At 63.4% G+C, this 23,371-nt stretch carries 29 protein-coding genes; 22 read left to right on the top strand and 7 right to left on the bottom strand.

Translation table 11 applies throughout. The features are described 5' to 3' along the window. The first annotated feature begins 141 nt into the window (after window positions 1-141). The 16 genes from coxB (at window position 142) to ACI5KX_RS11435 (ending at window position 11,923) form a co-directional block, all read left to right on the top strand. Window positions 142-1,146: a cytochrome c oxidase subunit II gene (gene coxB / locus ACI5KX_RS11510; protein ID WP_406810799.1), complete on the top strand. Its 1,005-nt coding sequence runs from the start codon at window positions 142-144 to the stop codon at window positions 1,144-1,146. A gap of 53 nt (window positions 1,147-1,199) precedes the next feature. Further along, on the top strand, window positions 1,200-2,930 hold the full coding sequence (gene ctaD, locus ACI5KX_RS11505) for a cytochrome c oxidase subunit I (RefSeq protein WP_406810798.1): 1,731 nt from the start codon (window positions 1,200-1,202) through the stop codon (window positions 2,928-2,930). 117 nt (window positions 2,931-3,047) lie between these two features. Next, complete coding sequence (locus tag ACI5KX_RS11500) at window positions 3,048-3,995, top strand: heme o synthase (protein WP_406810797.1); 948 nt, start codon at window positions 3,048-3,050, stop codon at window positions 3,993-3,995. Further along, the gene (locus ACI5KX_RS11495) at window positions 3,992-4,117 is read left to right on the top strand and encodes a hypothetical protein (RefSeq protein ID WP_406810796.1); all 126 of its coding nucleotides are present in this window, start codon (window positions 3,992-3,994) and stop codon (window positions 4,115-4,117) included. The genes ACI5KX_RS11500 and ACI5KX_RS11495 overlap by 4 nt, the downstream gene beginning before the upstream one ends. A 1-nt stretch (window position 4,118) precedes the next feature. Further along, window positions 4,119-4,697 carry a cytochrome c oxidase assembly protein gene (locus tag ACI5KX_RS11490; RefSeq protein WP_406810795.1) on the top strand — a complete coding sequence of 193 codons (579 nt, stop codon included), beginning with the start codon at window positions 4,119-4,121 and terminating at the stop codon, window positions 4,695-4,697. Window positions 4,698-4,745: 48 nt separating this feature from the next. After that, the gene (locus tag ACI5KX_RS11485; protein ID WP_406810794.1) at window positions 4,746-5,624 is read left to right on the top strand and encodes a cytochrome c oxidase subunit 3; all 879 of its coding nucleotides are present in this window, start codon (window positions 4,746-4,748) and stop codon (window positions 5,622-5,624) included. Beyond that, window positions 5,624-5,998 (top strand): DUF983 domain-containing protein, encoded by a 375-nt coding sequence (locus ACI5KX_RS11480; RefSeq protein ID WP_406810793.1) that lies wholly within the window; start codon window positions 5,624-5,626, stop codon window positions 5,996-5,998. The genes ACI5KX_RS11485 and ACI5KX_RS11480 overlap by 1 nt, the downstream gene beginning before the upstream one ends. Next, window positions 5,995-6,579: an SURF1 family cytochrome oxidase biogenesis protein gene (locus tag ACI5KX_RS11475; protein WP_406810792.1), complete on the top strand. Its 585-nt coding sequence runs from the start codon at window positions 5,995-5,997 to the stop codon at window positions 6,577-6,579. The genes ACI5KX_RS11480 and ACI5KX_RS11475 overlap by 4 nt, the downstream gene beginning before the upstream one ends. A 61-nt stretch (window positions 6,580-6,640) precedes the next feature. Next, window positions 6,641-8,047 (top strand): threonine synthase, encoded by a 1,407-nt coding sequence (thrC, locus tag ACI5KX_RS11470; RefSeq protein ID WP_406810791.1) that lies wholly within the window; start codon window positions 6,641-6,643, stop codon window positions 8,045-8,047. After that, entirely contained in the window at window positions 8,047-8,955 is a 909-nt protein-coding gene (locus ACI5KX_RS11465; RefSeq protein ID WP_406810790.1) for a class I SAM-dependent methyltransferase, read from the top strand. The genes thrC and ACI5KX_RS11465 overlap by 1 nt, the downstream gene beginning before the upstream one ends. 24 nt (window positions 8,956-8,979) lie before the next feature. Continuing rightward, window positions 8,980-9,357: a dihydroneopterin aldolase gene (locus tag ACI5KX_RS11460; RefSeq protein WP_406811365.1), complete on the top strand. Its 378-nt coding sequence runs from the start codon at window positions 8,980-8,982 to the stop codon at window positions 9,355-9,357. After that, the gene (locus ACI5KX_RS11455; protein WP_406810789.1) at window positions 9,357-9,671 is read left to right on the top strand and encodes a Rossmann fold domain-containing protein; all 315 of its coding nucleotides are present in this window, start codon (window positions 9,357-9,359) and stop codon (window positions 9,669-9,671) included. The genes ACI5KX_RS11460 and ACI5KX_RS11455 overlap by 1 nt, the downstream gene beginning before the upstream one ends. Beyond that, a complete protein-coding gene (moaA, locus tag ACI5KX_RS11450; RefSeq protein ID WP_406810788.1) occupies window positions 9,664-10,722 on the top strand; it encodes a GTP 3',8-cyclase MoaA in 1,059 nt (352 codons plus the stop codon). The genes ACI5KX_RS11455 and moaA overlap by 8 nt, the downstream gene beginning before the upstream one ends. A 3-nt stretch (window positions 10,723-10,725) precedes the next feature. Next, window positions 10,726-10,968, top strand: coding sequence for a MoaD/ThiS family protein (locus tag ACI5KX_RS11445; protein WP_406810787.1), 243 nt, complete (start codon window positions 10,726-10,728; stop codon window positions 10,966-10,968). Window positions 10,969-10,977: 9 nt separating this feature from the next. Further along, a complete protein-coding gene (locus ACI5KX_RS11440) occupies window positions 10,978-11,427 on the top strand; it encodes a molybdenum cofactor biosynthesis protein MoaE (RefSeq protein ID WP_406810786.1) in 450 nt (149 codons plus the stop codon). Window positions 11,428-11,503: 76 nt separating this feature from the next. Continuing rightward, window positions 11,504-11,923, top strand: coding sequence for a hypothetical protein (locus ACI5KX_RS11435; RefSeq protein WP_406810785.1), 420 nt, complete (start codon window positions 11,504-11,506; stop codon window positions 11,921-11,923). Between the two features lie 32 nt (window positions 11,924-11,955). Here ACI5KX_RS11435 and ACI5KX_RS11430 read toward each other — a convergent pair whose 3' ends face one another. Further along, window positions 11,956-12,660 carry a Crp/Fnr family transcriptional regulator gene (locus ACI5KX_RS11430; RefSeq protein WP_406810784.1) on the bottom strand — a complete coding sequence of 235 codons (705 nt, stop codon included), beginning with the start codon at window positions 12,658-12,660 and terminating at the stop codon, window positions 11,956-11,958. Then, the gene (locus ACI5KX_RS11425; protein WP_406810783.1) at window positions 12,657-13,166 is read right to left on the bottom strand and encodes a hypothetical protein; all 510 of its coding nucleotides are present in this window, start codon (window positions 13,164-13,166) and stop codon (window positions 12,657-12,659) included. The genes ACI5KX_RS11430 and ACI5KX_RS11425 overlap by 4 nt, the downstream gene beginning before the upstream one ends. 235 nt (window positions 13,167-13,401) lie before the next feature. Here ACI5KX_RS11425 and rplU point away from each other — a divergent pair, with 235 nt between their 5' ends. The 4 genes from rplU to ACI5KX_RS11405 all read left to right on the top strand — a co-directional run bounded on the left by rplU (window position 13,402) and on the right by ACI5KX_RS11405 (window position 15,646). Beyond that, a complete protein-coding gene (gene rplU, locus ACI5KX_RS11420) occupies window positions 13,402-13,929 on the top strand; it encodes a 50S ribosomal protein L21 (protein ID WP_406810782.1) in 528 nt (175 codons plus the stop codon). Window positions 13,930-13,941: 12 nt separating this feature from the next. Beyond that, on the top strand, window positions 13,942-14,211 hold the full coding sequence (gene rpmA / locus ACI5KX_RS11415) for a 50S ribosomal protein L27 (protein WP_406810781.1): 270 nt from the start codon (window positions 13,942-13,944) through the stop codon (window positions 14,209-14,211). 201 nt (window positions 14,212-14,412) lie between these two features. Beyond that, window positions 14,413-14,952, top strand: coding sequence for a GNAT family N-acetyltransferase (locus tag ACI5KX_RS11410; protein WP_406810780.1), 540 nt, complete (start codon window positions 14,413-14,415; stop codon window positions 14,950-14,952). A 97-nt stretch (window positions 14,953-15,049) separates the two neighbouring features. Further along, on the top strand, window positions 15,050-15,646 hold the full coding sequence (locus tag ACI5KX_RS11405; RefSeq protein WP_406810779.1) for a TetR/AcrR family transcriptional regulator: 597 nt from the start codon (window positions 15,050-15,052) through the stop codon (window positions 15,644-15,646). Here the strand turns inward: ACI5KX_RS11405 and ACI5KX_RS11400 are convergent. Together ACI5KX_RS11400 and ACI5KX_RS11395 are read right to left on the bottom strand one after the other, a co-directional pair. After that, window positions 15,643-16,371, bottom strand: a complete 729-nt coding sequence (locus tag ACI5KX_RS11400) for a YgfZ/GcvT domain-containing protein (protein WP_406810778.1) — start codon at window positions 16,369-16,371, stop codon at window positions 15,643-15,645. The genes ACI5KX_RS11405 and ACI5KX_RS11400 overlap by 4 nt on opposite strands. After that, window positions 16,368-17,261 (bottom strand): RimK family alpha-L-glutamate ligase, encoded by an 894-nt coding sequence (locus tag ACI5KX_RS11395; protein ID WP_406810777.1) that lies wholly within the window; start codon window positions 17,259-17,261, stop codon window positions 16,368-16,370. The genes ACI5KX_RS11400 and ACI5KX_RS11395 overlap by 4 nt, the downstream gene beginning before the upstream one ends. A gap of 64 nt (window positions 17,262-17,325) precedes the next feature. Between ACI5KX_RS11395 and pyrC the strand changes: the two genes are divergently transcribed. Beyond that, window positions 17,326-18,363, top strand: coding sequence for a dihydroorotase (pyrC, locus tag ACI5KX_RS11390; protein ID WP_406810776.1), 1,038 nt, complete (start codon window positions 17,326-17,328; stop codon window positions 18,361-18,363). On the opposite strand, the gene rarD is transcribed toward pyrC, so the two are convergent. Further along, window positions 18,360-19,283, bottom strand: coding sequence for an EamA family transporter RarD (gene rarD / locus ACI5KX_RS11385; RefSeq protein WP_406810775.1), 924 nt, complete (start codon window positions 19,281-19,283; stop codon window positions 18,360-18,362). The genes pyrC and rarD overlap by 4 nt on opposite strands. Before the next feature lie 380 nt (window positions 19,284-19,663). Between rarD and ACI5KX_RS11380 the strand changes: the two genes are divergently transcribed. Continuing rightward, window positions 19,664-20,353, top strand: a complete 690-nt coding sequence (locus ACI5KX_RS11380; protein ID WP_406810774.1) for a hypothetical protein — start codon at window positions 19,664-19,666, stop codon at window positions 20,351-20,353. A gap of 19 nt (window positions 20,354-20,372) precedes the next feature. Here ACI5KX_RS11380 and astD read toward each other — a convergent pair whose 3' ends face one another. Continuing rightward, window positions 20,373-21,785, bottom strand: a complete 1,413-nt coding sequence (gene astD / locus ACI5KX_RS11375; protein WP_406810773.1) for a succinylglutamate-semialdehyde dehydrogenase — start codon at window positions 21,783-21,785, stop codon at window positions 20,373-20,375. A gap of 149 nt (window positions 21,786-21,934) precedes the next feature. Beyond that, window positions 21,935-23,338 carry a protein adenylyltransferase SelO family protein gene (locus ACI5KX_RS11370; RefSeq protein ID WP_406810772.1) on the bottom strand — a complete coding sequence of 468 codons (1,404 nt, stop codon included), beginning with the start codon at window positions 23,336-23,338 and terminating at the stop codon, window positions 21,935-21,937. Window positions 23,339-23,371: the final 33 nt, after the last annotated feature.

The following is a 23,371-nucleotide window of genomic DNA, read 5'->3' as shown; positions in this document are numbered from 1 at the left end:
TCGGCAAGCACGGCTAATAGGCACGCAAAGCTGACACCAGTGTCGGCATTGGCGCTGTCCGAAACGACCCGCATCAGGTCGGCAAGAGGACAGCATGGGATTGAAATCGAAAGCGATTTGGACACATTTATGATGGGTCACATGCATACCCGTATGAAGTTTGGACTGATGGCACTTCTGGCAGCGGCTCTCGCCGTGATGGCGCCTCAGGCTGCGTTTGCGCAGGAAGTGGTGGGCGCGGAAGTCCCGGCCAGTGCGGAGCCTCTCGAAGTTCCCGCCGGCGAGACCGAGCCGGCTGAAGCGACTGCCGCCTACACGCCCATGGCGCCGACCGAAGGCAAGGGCATGCCCACCGATCCCCGCGACGACATGCTCGCCAGCATGACCTTTCAGGACCAATATACGGACGACGGTGCGTACGCGCTTGGCATGCACAACTACATCCTGCTGCCGGTCATCACGATCATCAGCCTGTTTGTGCTCGCCCTGCTTCTGTGGGTGATCGTCCGGTACAACCGCCGCGCCAATCCCGTTCCGTCGAAGACGACCCACAACACGCTGATTGAAGTGATCTGGACGATCGTCCCGGTTATCATCCTAGTCATTATCGCGGTCCCTTCGATCACGCTGCTTGCGCGGCAGTACGAAACGCCGCCCGAGGATGCGATCACGATCAAGGCGACCGGTTACCAGTGGTATTGGGGCTACACCTATCCCGACCACGGCGAGATCGAGATCATTTCGAACATGCTTTCCGATGCCGACGCGATCTCCAACGGCGAGCCTGCGCAGCTGGCGGTCGACAACCGCATGGTTGTTCCCGCCGGCGTTCCGTTGCGTATCCAGACGACCGGAGCCGACGTGATCCACGCTTTTGCGGTGCCGTCGCTGTGGTTCAAGATGGACGCTGTCCCCGGGCGCCTCAACGAGAAGCTGCTGACGATCGAGGAGCCGGGCGTGTATTACGGCCAGTGCTCCGAGCTGTGCGGTGCACGCCACGCTTACATGCCGATCGCGGTCGAAGCGCTGCCGATGGAGGAATTCGAGGCGTGGGTGCTTGCGCAGGGTGGCACGCTGCCCGGAGCGGAGGAGGCAGCCGAAGAGGCTCCTGCCGAAGAACAAGCGGAACCAGAGCCCGCTGCCTGATCGCGCACGATACGAACCGAATACGATAAAAACGAACCCGAGAGACTTAAACGATGGCAACCACCGCTGATAACTTTGCTCCTGCCGCCGGACATGGCGGGGATCACGGCCACGATCATGCGGACCACAAGCCGGGCTTCTTCGCCCGGTGGTTCATGTCGACCAACCACAAGGACATCGGCACGCTCTACCTGATCTTCGCGATTATCGCGGGGATCGTCGGCGGCGCGATCTCGGGCATCATGCGTCTCGAGCTCGCCGAGCCGGGCATCCAGTACCTGCAATGGTGGGCCGGGTTCATGGGCGGTGCGGAGGACATCAACACCGCGCTCCACATGTGGAACGTGTTCATCACCGCGCACGGCCTGATCATGGTGTTCTTCATGGTTATGCCGGCGATGATCGGCGGTTTCGGTAACTGGTTCGTCCCGCTGATGATCGGCGCGCCGGACATGGCGTTCCCGCGCATGAACAACATCTCGTTCTGGCTGACCGTCGCCGGTTTCTTCAGCCTGCTGTTCTCGCTGTTCGTGCCGGGCGGCACGGGACCGGGCGCGGGCGTCGGCTGGACGGTCTACGCACCGCTCTCGACCTCGGGTTCGGTCGGTCCGGCGGTCGACTTCGCGATTTTCTCGCTCCATCTTGCGGGCGCTGGCTCGATCCTGGGTGCGACCAACTTCATCACCACCATCTTCAACATGCGCGCGCCGGGTATGACCCTGCACAAGATGCCGCTGTTCGTGTGGTCGGTGCTGGTCACGGCATTCCTGCTGCTGCTCGCGCTGCCGGTTCTGGCCGCCGCAATCACCATGCTGCTGACCGACCGTAACTTCGGCACGACCTTCTTCGATCCGGCCGGTGGCGGGGACCCCGTTCTGTATCAGCACCTGTTCTGGTTCTTCGGCCATCCCGAAGTGTACATCATGATCCTGCCGGGCTTCGGCATGATCTCGCAGATCGTCGCGACCTTCAGCCGCAAGCCGGTGTTCGGTTACCTCGGCATGGCCTACGCGATGGTCGCGATCGGCGTCGTCGGCTTCATCGTGTGGGCGCACCACATGTACACCGTAGGCCTCGACGTGAACACGAAGATGTACTTCACCGCTGCGACCATGGTCATCGCGGTGCCGACCGGCGTGAAGATTTTCAGCTGGATCGCGACGATGTGGGGCGGATCGATGGAATTCAAATCGCCGATGGTCTGGGCGATGGGCTTCATTTTCCTGTTCACGGTAGGCGGCGTGACCGGTGTCGTGCTGGCCAATGGCGGCATCGACGACAACCTCCACGACACCTATTACGTTGTGGCGCACTTCCACTACGTCCTGTCGATGGGCGCGGTGTTCTCGATGTTCGCGGGCTTCTACTACTGGTTCCCGAAGATGAGCGGCAAGATGCACTCCGAGCTGCTGTCGCACCTCCACTTCTGGGGCTTCTTCATCGGCGTGAACGTGATCTTCTTCCCGCAGCACTTCCTGGGCATGAACGGTATGCCGCGACGCTATCCGGACTATCCCGAAGCGTTCGCCTTCTGGAACGAAATCAGCTCCTACGGCTACCTGATCATGGGCGCTTCGATGGTGCTGTTCTTCGTCAACATCGCCTACGCGTTCCTGGCGGGCAAGAAAGCCGGGAACAATCCGTGGGGCGAAGGCGCGACCACGCTCGAATGGACGCTGACGAGCCCGCCGCCGTTCCACCAGTTCGAAACGCTACCGGTGATCGAGGATCATCACGACTATCACGATCACACGCCGCGCGGAGAGAAGCCGGCTACGGCCTGATCGTGCATTGCAGGGACGGGCGGACCTCCGGTCTGCCCTCCTGCTAACCAAACAAGGGGAGGGCGCGCTGCAATCGGCGCGCTCTCTTTCGAATAGAAGACCGCTACGAAACACCGAATGGATACGCTTTTAACCCCGACTGCCAGACCGCAAACGATGCCGGCCGATTGGCGTGATTTCTTCACGCTGACCAAGCCGCGCGTGATGACGCTGGTGATCTTCACCGGCATCTGCGGGTTGCTGGCGGCTCCGGGCAGCATTCATCCGGTGCTCGGCTTCACCGCCATCCTCGCGATCGCGATGGGGGCAGGCGGTTCGGCGGCGCTCAATCACTGGTGGGAAGCCGATCTCGACGCAGGGATGAAGCGGACCGCCAATCGCCCGCTGCCGACCGGCCGCCTGCGCCGCGAGGACGCGCGCGATTTCGGCATCTTCCTTTCGGCCGTATCTGTCGGGATCATGGGCGTTGCGGTGCACTGGCTGGCCGCGCTCAGCCTGCTCGGCGCGATCATCTACTACGCGGTTATCTACACGATGTGGCTCAAGCCGCGCACGCCGCAGAACATCGTGATCGGCGGCGGCGCAGGCGCGTTCCCGCCGTTCATTGGCTGGATCGCCGTCACCGGCGAAATTACGCTGATGCCGGTGCTGCTGTTCGCCATCATCTTTTTCTGGACGCCGCCGCATTTCTGGGCGCTCGCGCTGTTCGTGAAGTCGGACTACGCCAAGGTCGGCATCCCGATGCTGCCGGTGGTCGCGGGCGAGCGTGTGACCCGTCGCCAGATCATGCTCTACACGGTCCTCCTCGCGCCGATCGCGATTGCGCCTTGGCTGATCGGCGGTACGAGCTGGGTCTATGGCTCGGTCGCGGTGGCGCTCTCGCTGCTGTTCCTCGCGCTTGCGGTTCCGGTGCTGTCCGAGAACCGTTCGGGTGCCGATCCGCTCAAGCCGGAAAAGACGCTGTTCAAATTCAGCATCTACTATCTCTTCATCCTGTTCGGGGCGCTGGTTGCCGACCGGCTGCTGGCGAAGGGTGGCCTGATCTCGGGGGGCATGTTCGCATGACGCCCGAAGAAGAAGCCGAAATCAAACGCCGTCAGAAGGCGCGCAACTACGTGCTAGGCGGAACGCTGCTGTTCTTCGTGATCCTGTTCTACATGATCACCATCGCGCGGATCGGAGGCTGACATGGCGGCAGCTGACGCAACCCTCGACAACCGCAACCTGCGCACCGGCGCGCTGGCAATTCTCGGCGCACTCGCGATGCTCGGCCTCGGCTATGCCGCCGTGCCGCTCTACGACCTGTTCTGCCGCGTGACCGGTTTTGGCGGGACCACGCAGGTGGCAAGCGAAGCCGACGCAAGCCGGGCCGCCGCAGCCGGGGTGAACAGGCAGATTTCGATCCGTTTCGACGCCTCGACCGCGCGCGACGTGCCGTGGAGCTTCCGGCCCGCGCAGGCGACCGATACCGTGCGGATCGGCCAACGCGACCTTGCGACCTACGTCGCTCGCAACGACAGCAAGGAAGCGATCACCGGCACCGCGACTTTCAACGTCGAACCGGCGCAGGCGGGCAAGTACTTCCAGAAGATCCAGTGCTTCTGCTTCACCGAGCAGACGCTTGAGCCCGGGCAGGAAGTCAACATGCCCGTGCTCTATTTTGTCGACCCGGCGATCCTCGAAGACGAGTTCATGGCCGACGTCGAACAGATCACCCTGAGTTACACTTTTCACCGCGCGAAAGAGCCCGTAGAGACAGGCTCGTAACGCTTACACAGACTGACCACGCATCCTAAGGGACGGGAAAGCAAGACCATGGCTGGCAAAGCAAACCACGATTATCACATTCTCGAACCCGATATCTGGCCGCTGATCGGCTCGATTTCGGCGCTCACCTTTACGAGCGGCATGGTGCTGAGTTTCTACCCGGACCTGTTCGGTGCTGCGAGTAAGATCGTGATCTGGGCCGGTCTTGCCGGCCTCATCGCGACTTTCTTCATGTGGTTCAAGAATGTCGTAATCGAAGCGCAGCGCGGCGATCACACGCCGGTGGTGCAGCTTCACATGCGCTACGGCATGATCCTTTTCATTGCTTCGGAAGTGATGTTCTTCGTCGGTTGGTTCTGGAGCTTCTTCGACTTTGCGTTGTTCCCGACCGCGCTCGAAGTGAGCAATGCGGGCACGCCCGATCAGACCACCACCAGCCTGTTCGGCCAGAGCGGTGCTGCCGCATCGCTCGTGCCCGAGGGCATGGAAGTGCTCGATCCGTTCAGCCTGCCGCTGCTCAACACGCTGATCCTGCTGTGCTCCGGCACCACGGTCACCTGGGCGCACCACGCACTGATCCACGGTGATCGCGAAGGCCTTAAGCAGGGCCTGTGGGCGACCATCGCGCTCGGCGTGCTGTTCAGCGCGATCCAGGCTTACGAATACAGCGTCGCGCCGTTCAACTTCGGCCAGAACACCTATTCCTCGGCGTTCTACATGGCGACCGGCTTCCACGGTTTCCACGTGCTGATCGGCACGATCTTCCTCGCCGTATGCCTCTATCGCGCCTATCTCGGCCACTTCACCCCGCGCCAGCACTTCGGTTTCGAAGCCGCGGCGTGGTACTGGCACTTCGTCGATGTGGTGTGGCTGTTCCTGTTTATCGCCATCTACATCTGGGGCGGCTGGGGCGCACCGGTCCATTGATGCCGACGGACGAAAGTCCGTCACACGAGAAGGGGCAGCCGGGAATTGTCCAGGCTGCCCTTTCTGGTTTGTGCCCGCGCTGTAAGGCACCGACCCTGTTCGATGCTCCCGCACGCGTGGCGTTCGAATGCCGCAAATGCGGGCTCGACTTCACACAATACGAGCGCGGCGCGAGGCTGGCAGGTCTGCTGACGCTGTTGATGGCTGCGCTGCTGATTGGCCTCGCTATCGGGATCGACGTAGCGCTTGATCCGCCACTGTGGCTGCAGCTTCTCGTCTGGGGGCCGCTCACCGTTGTCGTCGTTATCGGCACGCTTCGGTTCTACAAGACCCTCTTGCTGTATGCTCGCTATGAGAAAGACACCGCGCGATGAAGCGCATTCCGATCATTGCGACGATCGTCGTGCTCGCCGCGGCGGCAGTGATGGTCGCGCTCGGCATCTGGCAATTGGGCAGGGCCGACGAAAAGGCGGCGATGATCGAGCAATACTCGGCGGCTCTGGAAAGCGGCGAATTGCAGCCGTTTCCGGCAGACGAGGGCGGTGCGTTCAGCGAAGATGATCTCTTCCATCCCACTGCGTTCGAATGCACCGAAATACTATCGCGAGAAGCGATTTCTGGCCGCAGTGCTCGCGGCCAATCCGGCTACGCGCATATCGCGCGCTGCCAGACGGGACGCGGACCTGCCGATGTTAAACTGGGGTGGTCGCTGAGCCCACAGGCCCCCGATTGGAATGGTGGCGTGGTGGAAGGGCTGATCGTCAGAGGCGGACAGGATGGGGCACGCGTGCAGCTGCACGAGCCCGTCGCAGGACTTGCACCGCTCGCCAAGCCCGATCCAGGCGACCTTCCCAACAACCACCTCGCCTATGCCGGGCAGTGGTTCTTCTTCGCGCTGACCGCGCTGCTGATCTACGGGTTTGCGCTGCGGTCGCGGTGGAGGAAGCAAGACTAGGGCGGGGCAAATTTCCGCTCGCTTGCCGAGCGCCGCCCGCGCGGCTATTCGCGCTCGCACAATGGAATACATCTCCACCCGTGGCAGCGCACCGGCGCTCGATTTCGAAGGCGTTACGCTGGCAGGCCTCGCCAGCGATGGCGGGCTCTACCTGCCGCGCGAGTGGCCGCGCCTGAGCGAAGCGGAAATCCGTGCGCTGCGGGGCAAGCCGTATCCCGCGCTCGCCGCTACGATCATGCGTCCCTTCGTCGCGGGCAGCCTGACCGACGACGAACTCGATGCGCTATGCGCGACGGTCTACGGCGATTTCGGGCACGCGGCCGTGACTCCGCTGGTGCAGCTGAATGAACGGCAGTGGCTGCTCGAACTGTTTCACGGCCCGACGCTGGCGTTCAAGGACGTGGCGCTGCAATTGCTCGGGCATTTGTTCGAGACATTCCTCGCCCGCCGCGACCAGCAAATGATGATCGTGGGCGCGACCAGCGGCGACACCGGCTCGGCGGCGATCAACGCGGTTGCGGGCCGCGACAATGTCGAAATCGTAATGCTCCACCCCAAGGGGCGCGTGAGTGACGTCCAGCGCCGCCAGATGACCACGGTGCGCGCCGCCAACGTCTTCAACCTCGCGATAGACGGCAGCTTCGACGATGCGCAGGCGCATGTAAAGCGCATGTTCCGCGATCCCGATGTCACCGGCAGGCTCAAGCTCGGCGCGGTCAATTCGATCAACTGGGCGCGGCTGATGGCGCAGGTGGTGTATTATTTCTATTCGGCGCTGCAACTCGGCGCGCCCGACCGCACGGTCGCCTACAGCGTCCCCACCGGCAATTTCGGCGATGTCTTCGCAGGTTATGTCGCCGCACAGATGGGCGTGCCGATAGAGCGGCTGATCGTTGCCACCAATGTCAACGACATCCTCCACCGGGCACTATCCGAAGGCGATTATTCGGCGGGCGGCGTTACGCCCACGATCACCCCCTCGATGGATATCCAGGTCAGCTCGAATTTCGAGCGCCTGCTGTTCGATGTCGGCGGGCGAGACGGGAAGGCGCTGGGCGAACAGATGGCGGCGTTCGAAGCGTCGAAGGCGATGCGGCTCACAAACGCGCAGGCGCAGGGCGCGGCGGCGCTGTTCACCAGTATGCGCGCCGACCAGGACGAGACCTCGCGCGCGCTGGCCTGGGCCTATCGCGAGACCGGGCAGGTGATCGATCCGCACACAGGCGTGGGTCTCCACGCCAGCCTTGCCGCGAGCGAGGCGGAGATGATCGCCAAGGATATTCCCATCGTCACCCTCGCCACTGCGCATCCGGCCAAGTTCCGCGACGCGGTCGAGCGCGCCATCGGCGTGCGCCCGGCGCTGCCCGCACGGGTTGGCGACCTGTTCGGGCGCGAGGAGTTCTTCACCGAGATCGGCGGCGATTACGAAGCGACTCGCGATTTCGTGCTCGAGCACGCCGCGCGTTGATGGCGGTGATAGCGCCCCAACCGCTGGTGATGGAGTGCACCGGCTGGCCCGATGCCCACTCCTATCGCCTGCTCGACAGCGGAGCAGGGCGCAAGTTCGAGGCATTCGGTCCTTGCAGCTTCATCCGCCCGGAGCCGCAGGCTCTTTGGCAACCCCGCCTTGCCCAATGGTCCGCTGCCGGCGAATTTATTCCCGGTTCGGATGAGGACGGCGGTGGTCGCTGGCAGCTTGAGGAGGAACTGCCCGAACAAGGGTGGGAACTCGAATGGAACGAGGTCCGCTTTACCGCCCAGCCGACCCCGTTCCGCCACCTCCAATTCTTCCCCGATATGGCTCCGGTGTGGGACTGGATGCGCGAACAGCTGGCGGGTCGCGACGATGCCGAGACAATGAACATGTTCGGCTACACCGGCCTCGGAACGCTGGCGCTCAGCCGCCACGGCAAGGTGACGCATGTCGACGCGTCGAAGAAATCTGTTGCGCAGGCGCGAGAGAACGCAGCGCTATCCGGCATGGAGGACCGCCCGATCCGCTGGCTGGTCGACGACGCCGCGAAATTCGCCGCGCGGGAAGTGCGGCGCGAGCGGCGCTATGACGGGATCATTCTCGACCCGCCCAAATTCGGGCGCGGTCCTAAGAACGAGACATGGCGGCTTGAGGAGGGCCTGCCCGGACTGATCGAGGATTGCGCAAAGCTTCTCGACAAGGACAGCGCTTTCCTGTTCCTTACCGTATACGCCGTGCGGATGAGCGCCGTCGCGCTTGCCGGACTGCTCGAGGAAAAGCTGCGCCACTTGCCCGGCACGATCGAATTCGGCGATCTCGCCGTGCGGGAAGAACCGGTCGACGATGCACCTCGGCGACTTATGCCAACCGCGATTTTCGCACGATGGAGCAATCCCCGCTAAGGCCGCGCCCGGATGACCACAACAATGACCGATTCGCTCACCCTCGAAGTCGCCGATCTCGAAGTCGATGTTCTCACCGGCATCTATTCGGAAGAGACCGGCAAGCCGCAGCCGCTGCGGATAACCGTGCAGGCGCGCTACGACGTCGCCGACCGTTACGATCCCGATACGCCGCTCGATGCGAGCAAGAACTACATGGATCTGAAATTCGCCATGTCCGAAGGATTGCCCGAAGGCGTTCACTTCAAACTGATCGAAGCGGTGGCGGATCACATCTGCGAAAGCCTGTTTGTGCAGGACGCGAAGGTTCAGGCGGTGACGGTGAAGATCGTCAAGCTCGCGATTGCCGAGGCGAATGAGAAGATCGGCATTACCCTCCACCGCGAGCGTCCGGCCGACTGATGCAAAGGGTGCTCGCAGTCACGTCGTTGCCCGATAGCGCGATCGAGGCGAGTGCCGCATTCTTTGCCGACTATCTCCTCGAGGCGCGCAGCATCCTTCGCGAAGGCGAAAGCGATGCGCTCGCCATCATCTTGCCGCCAGCCCCCAGAGACCACGACGATTGGCGCCGGGCTCTGGCGCGCGATCTGGCCCGCGAAAGCGCGCCCAAGAGAGTCAACGTGATCGGTGGAGCGGGCGAGGGCCTGGACGAAACGCTCGCATATTTGGGGAATGCGCCCGGCGTCACGGGCCAGTATTGTCCGCTGCATGAGTGACGCCGTAAACACCGGGAATATTCGCCAGCCCGACCTGATAACCGTCGGAGGCTCCGATGCGCCGCTGGTCGATCGTTTCAAGCGTTCGATTTCCTACCTGCGCTTGTCGGTCACCGATCGCTGCGATTTGCGTTGCACCTACTGTATGCCCGAGCGGATGAAGTTCCTCCCGCGCAAGGAAGTGCTGACGCTGGAGGAGCTGTACGAACTCGCCTGCGGGTTCATCGATCGCGGCGTCACCAAGATCCGCGTTACCGGCGGCGAGCCACTGGTGCGAAGAGATATCATCGACCTGTTCCACGCACTGGGAAGGCGGATCGGCAACGGTCTTGAGGAGCTGACGCTCACCACCAATGCAACGCAGCTGGCCGAGCATGCCGATTCGCTGGCGCGGGCCGGAGTGCGACGGGTCAATATCTCGCTCGACACGCTCGACCGGGAGAAATTCGCTGCGTTGACCAGGCGCGATGCCCTGCCGCGCGTGCTCGAAGGAATTGCGGCGGCCAAAGAAGCCGGACTGAGAGTGAAGCTCAACGCGGTCGCGCTCAAGGGCGTAAACGAAGAGGAACTGCCCGATCTAATCGCCTGGGGCCACGCGCAGGGGCACGATGTAACGCTGATCGAGGTCATGCCGCTCGGCGATATCGAGGAAGAGCGGCTCGACCAGTTCTTGCCGCTGAGCGACGTCCGCGCGCGGCTTGAGCAACGCTGGACGCTTTCGGACAGCGACCACAAGACGGGCGGCCCCGCGCGCTACGTCGATATTGCCGACACCGGCGGCAGGCTCGGCCTGATCACCCCGCTGACGGGAAATTTCTGTGCGGGCTGCAACCGCCTGCGGGTGACCGCGACCGGGCAGCTTTATCCCTGTCTTGGCGGCAGTGAGCGGGTCGACCTGCGCGCTGCGCTGCGATCCGGGGATCCCGAGCGCAATCTCGCCGAGGCGCTCGCGCAGGCGATGATGATCAAGCCCGAAAAGCACCACTTCCGGATGGACGAGCGCGGCGCCGAACCGGCTCAGCCGCGCCACATGTCGATGACGGGCGGTTGAGCGATGGCGGTGACGATCGTCTTCCTGGGGCCACTGCGCGAGATCGCGGGCGAAGACGGCCGCAAAGTCGCTGCGCCGCTCGACTGGGCGGGATTGCTCGAATCGGTCGGTCCGGATGTCGCCGAGCAATTGAACTCCGAACGGGTGAACGTGGCCTGCGCTGGCAAGGTCTTGGGCGACAAGACAGCTCTGCAGGCCGTCGATGGTGACGAGATCGCTCTGCTACCCCCCGTCAGCGGCGGATAGGGTGCCGGAATGCGGGACATCCGCCTCCTTTTCGAATCGTTCGATCCCGCCGAGCTGATGGGCTCCTTCACCACTGCCAATCCGGGTCTGGGCGGGGTCTGCACCTTCGTCGGCCACGTGCGGGGCGGGGACGGTGTCGAAGCCCTCGAGCTGACGCATTACGAGCCGCTGACCCTTCCGGGCATGAACGAGCTGGCCGACGCGGCGTTCGAGCGGTTCGACATTTTGGGTCTGTTGCTGGTTCACCGCGTAGGACGGATGCATCCGGGCGAGCCGATCGTCTGTGTCTCGGCGGCGGCAAAGCATCGCCGCGGCGCGATCGATGCGGTCGATTTCTGTATGGATCACCTCAAAAGCGCAGCGTGGTTCTGGAAGCGCGAGTTGAAGGACGGCGAATGGCGCTGGATCGAACCGCGCGAGCAGGACCACAGCGATCTCGCTCGCTGGAAAGCAGGCTAATTCCGCCGGTTTGATTTCGATCAAGGTGCGATGCGAATCGCCCGGCTAATTCTCCTTTCATCGAAGGAGAAGCCCCATGAGCAAACTGGTTCACGATCACCTCAGCCGCGGCGAAGCCCGCATTGTCGATGCTCCGCGCAAAGCGCCGGAGGTCGATCGCAGCTTCGGAATTCCGACCGGGTTCTATGCTACGACGGTTGCCTGCTATTTCGCATTCATCGCGCTGATGGCCGCCGGGTTCGGCAATCCGGGCCTGGTGATCCCGATGGTCATCTTCGCCGTGTTCATCGTCGCCGGATTTGGCGTCCCGGCGATTTTTACCCGGCTCAAGGGTAACGACAGCCAACCGCTGACCATGGGCAAGTTCGCCCAGGAAGGCATCATGACACACACCGGACGGCTCGCCCCCCGAGACGCAGCAATCCAAATGCTGATCCTTCCGGTGCTGGTAGTCCTTTGGGCCTGCGCTGCAGTGACCATCGCCGCCCTGGTATGATCGAGGGGCTTCGATAGCCCGGGAGGGTGGTCTCAGGCTTGAGCAGCCTGGCGCCCGGAGAGGGCCTGAAGGAGCGCGGGATCGAGCACTTCGATCCCGCGCTTTCCTTTGCGCGCTATCGCCCCGGTTTCCTCGATTTCGCCGAGCTTGCGGCTGACCGTTTCGATCGTAAGTCCGAGCATGTTCGCGATCTCGCCGCGCGTGAGCGGAAGTTCGAATTCGCTTGCGAGATGGCAACTGGTGTGGCTCGCGGCGGCGGCGAAATCGTGCAGCAGGGCAGCAAGCCGCATTTCGGCGCTGCCTTGTGCCGTCAGCTCAAGCAGGCTGCGCGTTGCCAGAAGGTCCTCTTGCGACCGGCGTAGCAGCGCGCGGGCAAGCGCCGGATACTGTTCGATCGCACGCTCGATGTCCTTGCGGGCAAATGTGCAGAGGCTGCTTTCGGTCAGCGCGACGACATCATGGTGCGCAAACGGTGCAAACAGCTCGCCGATAAAGCCCGATGGATGCACCAGCGCGAGGATCTGCTCGTTGCCGTCGCGATCGATCGCGGAAACCTTGAGTGCGCCGGCGACGAGCGTGGCGCAAGCGGCGTCCTCGTCACCCGCGGCGAAAAGCATTTCACCGCGTTTCAGCACCCGCGTCCTTCCTGCTGCGGCGAGGGCATCGCGCTCTTCTTCGGTCAGGACGGCGCAGGCGGCACTGTCTTTGACGGGACAACTGGCGCAGGTGAGGTTCATCGCGACAATTCACTCCAGAGTTCGTCAAGCGCGCCTTCCTGTTCGGCGAGCAGAGCGAGGATCGAAGCGCGCGCAGCTTCTATCGCTTCGGTCGGGGCGAAAGAGGTGGCAGCCTGTGCGTTCAGCATATCGAGATCCGACATGGGTACGGCCGTATCGCCGTGCAACGCGGTAAGGTCTGCGAGTGCGACGAGCGCCCGCTGCCGTGCGTTGGTATCGATCCCTCGTCCGCGAGCCTCGCCGACGAGAGCCATGGCTTGCGCCTGTGCAGACCTGAATTGCGCGTGCGAGGCCTGCGCCTGATCGACCAGCGCTTCGATCTCGCTTGCGGATGCGACGGGTCGAATCGGAGCGCGATCCGATGGTGGTGCAGGTGTGAACCGGCCCTGGACCCGCTCGGCATCGCGGATCGCGAGCGACGGGTACTTGTCGCCGCTGCCCGCGCAAGCGGAGGTCAGCAGCGCCGCGCAGAGCGCTGCAAGAATTGATGGTGTGGCCGGTCCCATAGTCTGGGAAGCGAATATCACGATGGTTTCGCAGCGCAAAGCCGATTGCGTCCGACCTTGAAAAGAGTCGCCCGAAACGCAAAATAGTGCGCGAACCAACGTTGACTTGCAGCGGCGTTTCCCTTAACGGCACCCATCTTTCCGGCGCTGCTTGCAGGCGGCGCCGCAATGTCGTTCGATTGACGCGGGGAATTCGCATCCATTCGGACACGCCAAGAGATTGAGAGTACAGACCATGTTCGCGATAGTGCGCACAGGTGGCAAGCAATATCGGGTTGCCGCCGGAGACAAGATTGCCGTTGAAAAGCTCGCAGGCGAAGCCGGCGATACGATCACGCTGGATGACGTCCTGCTGGCAGGCGAAGGCGACAACATCGCCGACGCTTCGAAGGTAGCCGTATCGGCCGAGATCATCGCCCAGGCCAAGAGCGAGAAGGTCGTCGTTTTCAAGAAGCGTCGCCGCCACAACTACCGTCGCAAGGCCGGTCACCGCCAGCAGATGACCCTGCTGCGCATCACCGATGTCGGCACCGGCGCGAAGAAGGCTCCGGCCAAGCAGGCCGCCGCTCCGAAGAAGGAAGCGACCGAAGCCAAGGCGGAAACGGCCAAGAAGCCTGCCGCCAAAAAGGCGCCGGCCAAGAAGGCTCCGGCCAAGAAAGCGGCTCCGAAGGCTGCGGCGGCTGACAAGAAGCCCGCGGCGAAGAAAGCACCGGCCAAGAAGGCTCCTGCCAAGAAGGCAGCGCCCAAGGCTGAAGACAAGTAAGGATCAGGACCCATGGCACATAAAAAAGCAGGCGGTTCATCGCGTAACGGTCGCGACTCAGCGGGTCGTCGTCTTGGTGTGAAGAAGTTCGGCAGCGAAGCAGTCGTCGCCGGCAACATCATCGTGCGCCAGCGCGGCACCAAGTTCTATCCGGGCACCAATGTCGGCATGGGCAAGGACCACACCCTCTTCGCGCTCGAAGACGGCGTTGTGCGATTCCACACCGGCAAGCAAGCGCGCAAATACGTGTCGGTAGACGCGATTGCGGAAGCAGCCGAATAACCGGACGGTTCGATAACGGGATCGTCCAAGCGGGACGGTCCCAGCCGGTTACATAACCGGCAGACGAAGAGGGAGATGGGGCCGACCCGTCTCCCTCTTGTCGTTTCTCCCTCACAATCCGGCGAAATACCCTTTCGCCGCAATGCAATTGTCACGCATGAACCCTAACGGGGCGATGCGGGGCCGATGAGGAGAGCTTCGATGTTCCATCGCAGTGAAAGATTGCTGTTGAGACCCCCCTGGCCCGAGGACTGGAATATCGTCCTCGGCGGCATCGCCGATGAAGGCGTGGTGCGAAATCTCGCCCGCGCGCCATGGCCCTACAGTGCCGAAGATGCTCGCAAGTTCGTCCAGCTTCCGATCGATCCGATGCACCCGCGTTTCCTCATCACGCGGGCCCGCGACGCCGCTCTGGTAGGCTGCATCGGGATCGACTCGATGGAGAGCGGCGAAGTCGAGCTGGGTTACTGGATTGCGCGCCAGCATTGGGGGCGGGGCTATGCCACCGAAGCGGGCCGTGCGGTCCTCGAGATCGCGCGGACTTTGGGTCACGAGCGGATCGTCGCCTCCCACTTCCTCGACAATCCGGCCTCGGGCAAGGTCCTGAAGAAACTGGGATTCGAGCCTACTGGACGGGTCGTGGAGCGGCATTCCTGCGGGCGCGGAGAGAAGGCCCCGACGGCCGAGTACGCGCTCTCGCTCTTGGAACAGGTTGGAATGGCCGCCCAACATGCGGCGTGAATTGCGATTGTCGGATCGGAGCAGCCCCGTGCCATCCTAAAGCGTGGCGCGGGGCCAGCTTGTTCGCGCAGCATCTTTTCCCTACTGAGCAGAGCACATGGCAAGCCGCAAGAGACTGACCCCCGAAGAATCGCGCAGCTCTGCGCTGGAAGCGGCGCGTTCGCTGCTGATCGAGACTGGACCGCAATCGGTCACATTGAAAGCGGTCGCGGGGCGCATCGGACGCACGCACGCGAACCTCCTGCACCATTTCGGCTCGGCATCGGGACTGCAAAAGGCCTTGGCCGAGCATCTCGCCAAGACCGTGTGCGAAACGATCATCGAAGCGGTGCATGCGAGCCGTGCGGGGCTTGGCTCGGCACGCGAGGTGGTGGACCTCGCCTTCGACGCGTTCGACCGCGAAGGGGCGGGCGCACTCACCAGCTGGATGCTGCTGACCGGCAACGAGGACGCGCTCAATCCGATCGTTTCGACCATTCACGAACTGGTCGACGAGATCGCGCCGGGCGAGGCCGAGACCCATGCCGACGCAATGCATGTCCACAAGGACACGCTGAGCCTCGTGCTGCTGGCGCTTGGCGATGCGCTGATCGGCGCGGCGCTGGCGAAATCGCTGGGCCTGCCGCGCGATACGGCGCGCGAACGGGCGGCGGCGAACCTAGAAGCCTCGCTCGCCGAACATTACCAGCGCTAGCCGGAAATCCCCCTGGCCTGCCACTCAGGCAGGGTTTCGGGGTCGAGATCGGCCACGCGCAGGTGATCGACCGCAAATCCGAGATCGGGATAGGCGGCCTTGCGCCGTTTCTCGTCCGAGTGTTCGAACGGGACCACCACCAGCCGCCGATTGACCTTTTGCCGCCAGTTCATCCGCGCGGTGTTTTCCTGACCGATGTAACAGCCCTTCTCGAAGCTGACCCCGTTCAGTTCGACCGCGTTGGTCTCCAGCCAGAGGATGTCAGCCAGCTCATCGCGACCCTCGGGAACGCCGAGCGAAAGGCGGTGTGCGAGGAACGCTTCATCCCCGGCTTCGCCGCCGCTGTCGTGCGCCACGGCGCGGTGGCCGAGCCCCGGCAGACGCGGATCGGGTGACGAACCCTTGAACGGCTCTGGATTCCAGTACGCGGCAAACGTTTCATCGCGGGCGATATCGATTTGACGGCGCAGGCGGTATAGCGACAGTCGCTTGGCGAGATCGTCTGCCACCTCGGCTTCGCAATCGAGCAGCAAGGCATCCCCGTCGCGCCAGACCAGAAAGTCGAACATCGCCTTCCCCTGCGCGGTGAGCAGCGCGGCGTAGACCGGCAGGTCGCCTGTCACATTGTTGGTGACGAGACCTTGCAGGAAGCCGGCGACATCCTCCTCCCCGCTGCGCGGTGAAACTCTGATGATTGCTCGATTTTTCAGCCGATTGGCGGTCATTTGGAAGAAACTCTCGTTGCTATCGCGCGGGCCAGCCGGTCACCCAGATCCGGCCCCTGTTCGGGATAGAGATAGGGTTCGATCAGCTCGGCTTCCATGACCATCAGCGCACCACTCTCGCCGCGCAGCATGTCGATGCGGGCATATAGCGGCCGATCGAAGGGCAGCGCCTCAACGATTGCGCGAGCAGCCGCGGCCTCGTCGGAGGCCGGCGCGTGGACGCTCTCGGTCCCGCCATAGAGCGACTGAATGCGATAATCGCCTTTGCCGGGTAGCTTGCGCAGCGCATGGCTCAATTCGCCGTCGATGAAGATGAAGCTGAGTTCGCCCTCATCGCGGATTGCAGGGAGAAACGGCTGGATCATTGCGCGATGGCCAAAGCGCCAATCGCGTGGAGGCAGCGCGTTGCGATCAATCAATTCCTGGTCGAGCGCCCCCGCGCCGACCTGGCGTTTGACCACCAGGCGGTCGCAGTCGAAGTGGTCGAAAGCTTCTTCTAGCTCTGCGCGGGCGACATCCGAGCGGCAAAGTGTCGGCACGGTCGCAGCGCCGCCTTCGGCGAGCTCGCGCAAATAGGTTTTGGTTGCGTTCCAGTGCACCGCTTCGGGCGAATTGCACACGGTGATGCCGCGCGCTGCAAGCGCCTCGAGCCGGGCCAGAAAAGCTTCCGCCTTATCCTGATAGTTCCACGCTGTGCCGAGCATGACCAGCTCGAACCCGTCGAACGCCTCCAGCGGCGCTTCCCAGTCGATCACCTGCAGGTCCAGCCCCTCGGCGGCAAATGCCGGTTCGAGCGCGGCAATCATCAGGTCGTGTTCGAATGCGTCGCCGCGCCGTTCGCCGGCGGAGGGCATCGTCGTTTCGCAGGCGAGAAATCCGATTGTGCTCATGAAAGCGCTCTATGGCGATGCGGCGGGACTGGAAAGCCCTCCAAAGCACGCTTATGGGACGCGCATGACCGATATGCTCACCATCCGTCGCCCCGATGACTGGCATCTTCACTTCCGGGATGGCGAGGTGATGCGCGGCGTGGTTCCCTACACGGCGCGCCAGTTCGCCCGAGCGATCGTGATGCCCAACCTGTCGCCGCCGGTAACGACCGCCGAAATGGCTGCTGCCTATCGCGAGCGCATCCTCGCAGCCGTGCCCGAAGGCGAGCGCTTCACGCCGTTGATGACCTGCTACCTCACCGACACCACCGATCCCGACGATCTCGCACGCGGGGCGTCGGCGGGCGTCTTCACCGCGGCCAAACTCTATCCCGCCAACGCCACCACCAATTCTGCGCACGGTGTGAGCGATGTCGCTAAAATCTACCCGGTGCTCGAGCGGATGGAGGCCGAGGGGATCGTGCTCTGCGTCCACGGTGAGGTGACCGACCACCAGATCGACGTGTTCGACCGCGAGGCGGAGTTCATCGAGCGGCACATGCGTGCGATCGTGCGCGACTTCCCCAAGCTCAAGGTCGTGTTCGAGCACATCACCACTGCCGATGCGGCGATCTTCGTGATGGAGCAGGGCGAAAATGTCGCGGCGACGATCACCCCGCAGCACCTTCACATCAATCGCAATGCGATGCTGGTCGGCGGCATCCAGCCGCACAATTACTGCCTGCCGGTGGCCAAGCGCGAGACCCACCGGCTGGCGCTGCGCAAGGCGGCGACGTCGGGCAATCCGAAATTCTTCCTCGGCACCGACAGCGCACCGCATCTGCGATCGGCAAAGGAAAGCTCGTGCGGGTGCGCGGGCATTTTCAACGCGCCCTATGCGCTCGAAAGCTACCTCTCGGCGTTCGACGAGGAAGGCGCGCTCGACGCATTCGAGGGATTTGCTTCGCTACACGGGTCTGCCTTTTACGGGCTGCCCGTCAATAAAGAGACGATCACGTTGGAACGCGCCGAAGTGCCCGTGCCCGAAAGCCTGCCACTGGTCGATGAAGAGATCGTGCCATGGCACGCCGGGCAGGTGCTCGGCTGGCGGATTGCCAGTTAAGCGGCGACTCTTGCCCTGCGGCGCTTCGACCAGAGATCGCCGACGAAGATTGCAACCGCGATCCAGATCAGCAGGAAGCTGCCCAGCTTGACCGGTTTCAGCTCCTGCTGGAAAACCGTGAGACCCAGAATGAAGACGATCGTCGGCGCGAGATACTGGATGAAACCGAGCGTCGAATAGTCCATCCGCTTGGCCGCGATCGCGAACAGCAACAGCGGAACGGCGGTGACCACGCCCGAAAAGGCGATCGCCGCACTGAGGCCCAGGTCGGTACCAAAGGATGGCCCTGCGGGGCTTTGCGCATACCACCACGCTATCCCGCAGGCAGGAAGCAGCAGGATCGCGCTCTCGATGGTAAGGCCGGGTAGCGATCCGACCGGAACCTGTTTGCGAACAACGCCATAAAGGCCGAAGCTGAAAGCGAGCGTCAGGCTGATCCACAGCGTTGTCAGCGCGCCTGCGGCCAGCAGCGCAACGCCGCTGGCCGCAACCGCGACCGCGAGCCATTGCCACTTCGACAGCCGCTCCCCTAGCAGCAGCGTGCCGAGCAGGACGTTGAGGAGCGGGTTGAGGTAGTAGCCCAGGCTGGCCGCATAGACCTCTCCCTCCATGATCGCCCAGATGTACACGAACCAGTTGATCGCGATCAGCACGGAGCTGGCTAGCAGCGCCAGCATTGTCCGGGGATTGAAAATCGCCTGACGAAGCGCCGGGTATTGTTTCCGCAGCGCGACGATCAGCAGGCAGAATGGCAGCGTCCAGATGATCCGCCAGCCGACGAACTCGAATGGCGGAACTTCGGTAACCAGCAGCAGGTAGAGCGGCAGGAATCCCCAGATGATGTAGGCCCCGAGCGCGGCGGGAAGCCCCGATGGCTGGGTGCTGTCCGCCGGGGAGAGGGCTGTGGGTGTGCTTGCCATGGAGCATCGCCCCTAGGCCCCGCGCCCATCCCGCGCAAGCGCGCTTTCTTGCGCTCAAATCCGCGCCGAAACTGAACGACAACTTTCCGGGCGGATTGCAGTTCGTTCATGTTTGCGCCTGTATAGATGAACCAACAACTCGGGCGACGCGGGGTATCCTCCCTTTCCCCGCGCTCGCTCCAATCTCTTGGGCCCTTCCCACCAAAGGCCCGGGCGCGGCAACCACCAGCCGCGGAAAGCGCCTCCACGCCACCGGCATGGGGGCGTTTTCATGTGCGGCGATACCGTAATGGGAAAGGCCGATATTAACCTTGTTGCGGCATGAGGCGGGAATGATCGGCAACCTGCCTCTTTGCGCTTCCAGAAAGCTTTACGCTTCCTTGGCGCTGCTCGCACTCGCCGCGTGCGGCGAGGAGCCAGTGCCGGACACGGAAACGGAAATTGCAGCGACAGACCCGCTGCTTGCCCGTGCGCTGGCAGACCCGCTGATGAGCGATCCGGACCTCGCGCATCGCAACGAGGCCAGCGCCGCGGTGACGGTGCGATTCGATCACGCTCTCCCGCCGCTGGTCGCTACCCGGGAGCTTGCGGACCGGGCGCGCGATGCTGCACGGGTCGAATTGCTGGCAGGCGGCTCGATACCCGATCTGCCGGATCCTTCGGAAGACGATCCTCCCGCCAGACTGGCGGCAATCGAGACGGCCGCGGACATGGTCGATGCCGTCGGTGGTCCCCGGGCCTGCATAGGCCAGCTTCGATCGGGCCTGCGCTGGGCGACCGACCTTCCCGATCCCGCTCGCATCATGCCGCACGCAATGGTCCAGCAAGCGGCGGGAGTGGAGAATGCCGGATGCTCGCTGAGAGTCGTGCGCTATCTCATCCCGGTCGGGATGGAGGACGTGCTGCAATACCACTACGCGCTTGCTGGACGCGCGCAGTTGGAGCCTGCCTATTATCGCGATGCCGAGGGCGCGATTGTCGGCGACTCGGGGACCGAAGCGCTCGTGGTGCAGGCACGTCCGGGTCCTGCGGGATTGAGCGCTGTCGACCTGATCTACTGGACCAAATAGGCCCGACCGCTTCGGTCGCCTACTCCTCGAGGCCGATCTCGATACTGGCGCGCGGCTGTCCCAGCTCGGTGCTTGCCACCGGGTAGGCGCAGTAATCGGCGGCGTAGAAGGCGGCGGGGCGGTGATTGCCCGAAAGCCCGATTCCCCCGAAGGGCGCAGCCGAAGACGCGCCGTTCGTCGGGCGGTTCCAGTTGATGATGCCGGCGCGAATATTCGCCCAGAAACGCGCGTAGTCATCGGGCGAGCCGCCGATCAGCGAGGCCGAGAGCCCGAACCTCGTATTGTTCGCCTCGGCAATGGCGGCATCGAAATCGGGCACCCGGATCACCTGCAGGATTGGGCCGAACAGCTCGATATCGGGGCGGTCCTCGATATCGGTCGTGTCGATGATCCCCGGAGTGAGGAACGGTTTGTCGGGATCGTTGCGCCGCAAATGCGCCAGCGGTTTGCCGCCCGCGGTGACCAGCGCGAGGAAGCTTTCACCGAGCCGGTCGGCGGTGTCGTTGTCGATCACCGGCCCCATGAAGGGCTGCGGATCGCCGAGCGGGTCGCCGACGATGACCTTCCGGACCAGCGGGATCAACTCCTTCATCAGCGGCTCGAACAGGTGCTCCAGCACGATAAGACGGCGCGCGGCGGTGCAGCGCTGGCCTGCGGTCGTGAAAGCGCTCTGGATTATGAGCGCGGCTGCATCCTTGAGCAGCGGCGTGTCGATCACCACGATCGGGTTGTTGCCGCCCATTTCGAGCGCGACGATCTTGCCCGGATTGGCGGCGAGCTTGCGGTTGATCGCGATGCCCGCTTGCGCGGAACCGGTAAACAGCACGCCGTCAATGCCCGGATGCGCGACCAGCGCCTTGCCCTCATTCGGGCCGCCGACCACCAGCTGGACGACGCCTTCGGGAAATTTCGCCTTGTGAAAGCACCGCACGAGTGCCGCGCCGACCGCCGGTGTTTTCTCCGAGGGTTTGAACAGGATCACATTGCCCGCGATCAGCGCGGGGATGATGTGGCCGTTGGGCAAGTGAGCGGGGAAGTTGTAGGGCCCCAACACCGCCATCACGCCATGCGGCTTGTGACGCAGCGCGGCGGTGCCGTTGAGCGCGCTGTCGAGCTTCTTCTTACCGGTCCGCTCGGCATAGGCGGTGATCGAGATTTCCACCTTGTTGATGACCGCTTCGACTTCGGTTTTCGCTTCCCACAGCGGCTTTCCGGCTTCGCGGGCGATCAGTTCGGCGAGGCCGTCTGCCTCTGCGCGAACTTCGTTGGCGAAGCGGCGAACCATTTCGATCCGGTTGGCGAGCGGCTTTGCGGCCCAGGCGGGCCATGCCCGGCGGGCGGCGCTGACGGCAGCATCGACATCGCCGTGCTGGCCGCGCCACAATTCTTCGCCGGTAGAAGGGTCATACGAAATCAGGGTAGTATCGCTCACGCCTCGATCATGGCCCCCAGTTTTGTGTTCCTCGGATGGCGGCGCTCTTGCTTGGAGCCCCCGCTCGCTCGCGACATCCGGTAATGCGACAGTTCGGGAAAAGATAGGGGAAACACGAATCTAGCCCGCTGCGCAGAATGATCCGGCCTTCAACCGCAATGCCCGGCCGGGACCGGAGGCTCGCCGTGGGCCTCGCCCATGCGCCGCAACTGTTCCACCTTCTCGAAAAGCGGTTTCCAATCGTCGCGCTCGTCGATGGCCGACCAGATCGCCTCGACCTCGTCGATCAGCATGCTCTGCGGTTCGGGATCGTCCCAATAGGGATGGGCGCTCTCGACCGGTTCGTATTCGGCGAGCGCATCGCCAAGCTCGCCATCAGGATCGCCGCGCCCGCCGCGATGCGCGAAGAAGAAGGCGTCGGGGCCGGTCTCGCTCTCACGCATCTCCTTTTCGCAGGCAGCAACGAGCGCGGTGTCGGCCTCGGTTCCGCGCGATTGCACGCCCAGCCGCCAGCACCAGCGGCGCGCGACCGCCTCCATGTAGAGCGGGCCGAAGCGGTTCATCGCTTTCACCAGCGGCTCGCTATCTGACAGCAATCTCAGCGCGACGGCAAACTGCGCGCAATTCCAGTGCAAAGCCTCGGGCTGACGACCGAAGGCATAGAGCCCGGCGTGGTCGAAATAGGCGGCGGTGAACCCCGGATCCCAGGTCGGCAGCCAGCGCCACGGCCCGTAATCGAAGCTTTCGCCGGTGATGTTCATATTGTCGGTGTTGAGCACGCCGTGGACGAAGCCCGCAACCATGTAGCTCGCGGCGAGATCGGCGAGGCGTTCGACCACCTGGTGCATCAGGATAACTGCCGGTTCGTCGCTGCCAGGTGCATCCTCGGGCGGCCGGGGGCCGGGGAATTGCCTTAGGCAATACTCGACCAGCGACTGCATGTGCTCGCTTTCCTCATGCGCGAGCAGGCGCTGAAAGGTGCCGATGCGGATGTGCGAGTGCGACAGGCGCACCATCACCGCCGAGCGGGTCGGCGAAGGCTCGTCGTCGCGCCACAGTTTCTCGCCGGTTTCGATTACGGAGAATGTCTTGGAGGTGTTTACACCAAGCGCCTCGAGCATCTCGGTTGCTAGGATTTCGCGCACCGCGCCTTTCAGCGTCAGCCGCCCATCGCCTGCGCGGCTGTAGGGCGTCTGGCCGGAACCCTTGGTGCCGAGATCGAGCAGCCGACCCGCCCCGTCTCGCAATTGGGCGAAGAGAAATCCGCGTCCGTCGCCAATCTCGGGATTGTATACCCGGAACTGGTGCCCGTGATATTTGAGCGCGAGTGGCTTAGAAAGGTTGTCGTCGAGCGGATCGAAGCGTCCGAAATGCTTCGCCCATGCATCGTCATCGAGAACGCCGAGGCCGACGGCATCGGCCCAGCGATCGTTGCGGAACCTTACTTTCGCATCGGGGAAATCGGCGGATTCGACCGGAGACCCGAGCCACTCGGAAAGCTCGTCGATCGCGGTGTCGGGAGTGTATCGGGAAGGTTGCGGTTCTGCGCGCATCCCGCGATAGTGGGGGCAAGCGGCAGCATGCGC

It is taken from the genome of Erythrobacter sp. GH1-10, assembly GCF_045363165.1.
In the GTDB taxonomy this organism is placed as follows: Bacteria; Pseudomonadota; Alphaproteobacteria; order Sphingomonadales; family Sphingomonadaceae; genus Erythrobacter.
This window is presented reverse-complemented; position numbering and strand designations above follow the sequence as displayed.